The sequence below is a fragment of the uncultured Thermosynechococcus sp. genome, assembly GCF_937958135.1.
Classification (GTDB): domain Bacteria; phylum Cyanobacteriota; class Cyanobacteriia; order Thermosynechococcales; family Thermosynechococcaceae; genus Thermosynechococcus.
This window is the reverse complement of the sequence record NZ_CALGOG010000042.1, coordinates 1-2,771: the sequence shown is the minus strand read 5'-3', so window position 1 is coordinate 2,771 and position 2,771 is coordinate 1. Positions and strand designations below refer to the sequence as shown.

At 51.9% G+C, this 2,771-nt stretch carries 5 protein-coding genes and 1 pseudogene; 5 read left to right on the top strand and 1 reads right to left on the bottom strand.

Going from position 1 to position 2,771, the window contains the following annotated elements; translation table 11 throughout:
- Window positions 1-240 (bottom strand): annotated as a pseudogene (locus tag Q0711_RS05395) (hypothetical protein); the annotation flags it as partial.
- Window positions 241-401: 161 nt separating this feature from the next.
- Here Q0711_RS05395 and Q0711_RS05390 point away from each other — a divergent pair.
- The 5 genes from Q0711_RS05390 (at window position 402) to Q0711_RS05370 (ending at window position 2,556) form a co-directional block, all read left to right on the top strand.
- Entirely contained in the window at window positions 402-701 is a 300-nt protein-coding gene (locus Q0711_RS05390; RefSeq protein WP_298977545.1) for a TMEM165/GDT1 family protein, read from the top strand.
- Window positions 702-837: 136 nt separating this feature from the next.
- Window positions 838-1,299, top strand: a complete 462-nt coding sequence (locus Q0711_RS05385; RefSeq protein ID WP_298977546.1) for a Fur family transcriptional regulator — start codon at window positions 838-840, stop codon at window positions 1,297-1,299.
- Between the two features lie 5 nt (window positions 1,300-1,304).
- Window positions 1,305-1,949, top strand: a complete 645-nt coding sequence (locus Q0711_RS05380) for a pentapeptide repeat-containing protein (protein WP_299041886.1) — start codon at window positions 1,305-1,307, stop codon at window positions 1,947-1,949.
- Between the two features lie 77 nt (window positions 1,950-2,026).
- Window positions 2,027-2,224 (top strand): DUF454 family protein, encoded by a 198-nt coding sequence (locus Q0711_RS05375; protein WP_299041884.1) that lies wholly within the window; start codon window positions 2,027-2,029, stop codon window positions 2,222-2,224.
- Window positions 2,221-2,556: a hypothetical protein gene (locus tag Q0711_RS05370; protein WP_299041882.1), complete on the top strand. Its 336-nt coding sequence runs from the start codon at window positions 2,221-2,223 to the stop codon at window positions 2,554-2,556. Before Q0711_RS05375 ends, Q0711_RS05370 begins: the two co-directional genes overlap by 4 nt.
- The last annotated feature ends 215 nt before the right edge of the window (window positions 2,557-2,771 follow it).

Below are 2,771 nucleotides of genomic sequence, written 5' to 3'. Positions count from 1 at the left end.
AGCCGGGATGCCATGGCGAATCATCTCCCCGGCCAAAAACCCTTCGGTGCGCTGCCAAGCCTTGACACTGGCATTACGCAGTTCGGCCAAAAGCCGCGGGGCAACCACTGCTGGATCATCCTCGGCAAGGGCGGTGGTGTTAAGATTGCTGATGTAGCGCTTTGCCCAAGCTTGGGCCAGACTACTCAAGGAGGTGGTGTCTGGTGCGATCGCGCTGGTTCCATCAGTGGTATTCAACATGGGCACCTCCGCCGTCTTCAACAGAGCTATAAGCAGAACTAGTATTAAGAATTGTAACTTGTTTTAAGCTGATCCTGCTACACTGAACCGCGATCGCGCGTTGACGGCAATGACGGCTATCGTTAAGCTGCCCTATAGCAGCAATACCTTTGGAGAGATGGATGGACTGGCAATCCTTTGCCGCAAGTTTTGCGATTGTTTTCCTGTCGGAACTGGGGGACAAAAGTCAACTGGTGGCCATTACTTTAGGCAGTAATGCTCGCTCCGCTACCGCCGTGTTTCTAGGGGTTGCCTCTGGCTTGGTGTGTACGACGTTTTTTGGCGTGCTTTTAGGCAGCGGGATTGCCACATTGCTGCCGGTGAAGGTGGTCAAGGCGATCGCCGCCATCATATTTGCCTTTCTGGGTTTTTATTTGCTGTCTCAAACGGCTCCTGATAGCCTTGACAAGGAGCAAATTTGATTATAACCAGAGGATTGATTATCATAGTGACTACAGGTTAGCAGCTGTACAGCCCTAAAACTGCGACTTAATCGCAATAGGCTACTCAAACATAAGCAAAATCTACTGTTTAATTTTATTGTTTTAGGATAGCGCCGTGCTCACGTCTCCCGCTCCCAATTCTTTACCCCCCATTCGTTCCCTTGAGGATGCAATCGATCGCTGTCAGCGCCTTGGATTGCGGCTCAGTCGGCAGCGGCGAGCCATTCTCGAACTGCTCTGGGATGCCAAAGATCACCTCTCGGCGCGGCAAATCTACGATCGCCTCAATCAAGCGGGCAAAGACATCGGCCATACCTCCGTGTACCAAAATCTTGAAGCCCTCTCGGAGCATGGCATCATTGAGTGCGTGGAGCGAGCCGATGGGCGCCTCTACGGCAATATCAGTGATAGTCATAGCCACGTGAACTGTTTGGATAGCCAGAAGATTATTGATGTTCATGTGGAGCTGCCTCCCTCCCTCATTGCTGAAATTGAAGCGAAAACTGGCGTGAAAATTGTTGACTATCGCATTGATTTTTACGGTTATCAATACCCTCATTCGAGTACCCAAGGGTAACTATTGTGGCCAATCCCCAACATCTCCAGCTGCTCAAACAGGGGGTTACTGCTTGGAATCAATGGCGGGAGCAAAGCGGTGACATTCGCCCCGATCTAGGACAAGTGGATTTAACCGGCGCCAATCTAGAGCTGTACAATCTCGCAAACGCCAATCTCGATCAGGCAAATTTAGCGGGGGCTGACCTGCGGCATGCTTTACTCAAGGATGCCTATATGGCCGGTGCAAACCTTTACATGAGCGACCTGATTGAGGCGGATCTGCAGGGTGCCTGTTTGCAACGGGCGACGTTGGCGGGCGCCGATCTTTACAAGTCCAATATTGCGATGGCTGACCTGCGCCAAGCCAACCTGGTGGGTGCCCTCCTACGGCGAGTGAGCTTAGTGGAAGCGACCCTTGCCTATGCCAATCTTACCCGTGCCAATCTCTTTCAAGCCAACCTACAGTTGGCCGATCTCAAGGGTGCGATTTTGCAAGAAGCGATTCTCGAGAGCGCCAATCTCATTGAAGCAAATTTTGAACATGCGGTTCTCATTGCGGCCAAGATGTCGAAGGCCAATGCCCGCCGTGCCAACTTTAGGGGGGCAAACCTCTACAAAGCAGAAATGGATGGCATGGATCTGCGGGATGCGATTCTCGATAAAACTTAGTACCAGCAACTTGTGAAAAGGCAAGGTTCAGGCTACGGTAGAGGTGAATTATCCTTGCCTATGGGAACTGGAAAGGAATGCCTGTGACTCAAAGCATCCGTAATATAGCACCTCTGGTTCTTGGTGTGATTTTTGGAATTGTTGGGGTGGTGGGCTTTATCTTACCCCTCGTGCCGGAAACGCCTTTTTTGCTGATCGCGGCGGCTTGTTTTAATTCCAGGGAGCCTGAGGAAATCTCCAGTGCCCAAGGGAGTGAATCGCTACCTGTGGCATGAAATACTTTTTCCTCACCGAGGGGTGGCAAATTGGCCGCGTGTGGGAACCCCAAGGCCTTTGGAATGAGCAAGCATGGCGGCGATCGCCCGTGATTACCCGTACCTGTCTCTGTATTCTAGAGGGAGAGGAAAAGCTCTGGCTGTACCAAGTGGAAGATGTCGTGCTGATGGTGGAAGTCAAGCCGAGTCATCCTGATCCCGCTTCTACGATCGGTCAAGTAGTGCTCAAGCGCCTGATGAGTGCGGAGGATGTGCTGACGTACCTGTGTACGACCCTTGCCATTTCCCAAATTCAAGTGGAGCGAGCCTCCCCTGCTGGCGATCGCCCCTAGGGATCACCAGTGATTCACTTCCCCTACGACATTCCTAGCGGCAGTAACCGAGGAGAGATGAGCTGCGCTGCTCTCCCTTTGGGGTAAGCTAGTTTAGTATTGCTAACAACCTATGCAAACCTAGGGGGCAACTCACCCCTTAGCATGGGTTACCGATTGATACGCAGGTGTCCTTTGGGTGCAACTTCTGCTATCTGCCTTGATGGCAAATCCTT

Bases quoted from the DNA above. Each gene is read 5' to 3' on its own strand.
- Q0711_RS05370 (WP_299041882.1), top strand. From the start codon at position 2,221: ATGAAATACTTTTTCCTCACCGAGGGGTGGCAAATTGGCCGCGTGTGG.
- Q0711_RS05390 (WP_298977545.1), top strand. From the start codon at position 402: ATGGACTGGCAATCCTTTGCCGCAAGTTTTGCGATTGTTTTCCTGTCG.
- Q0711_RS05375 (WP_299041884.1), top strand. From the start codon at position 2,027: ATGCCTGTGACTCAAAGCATCCGTAATATAGCACCTCTGGTTCTTGGT.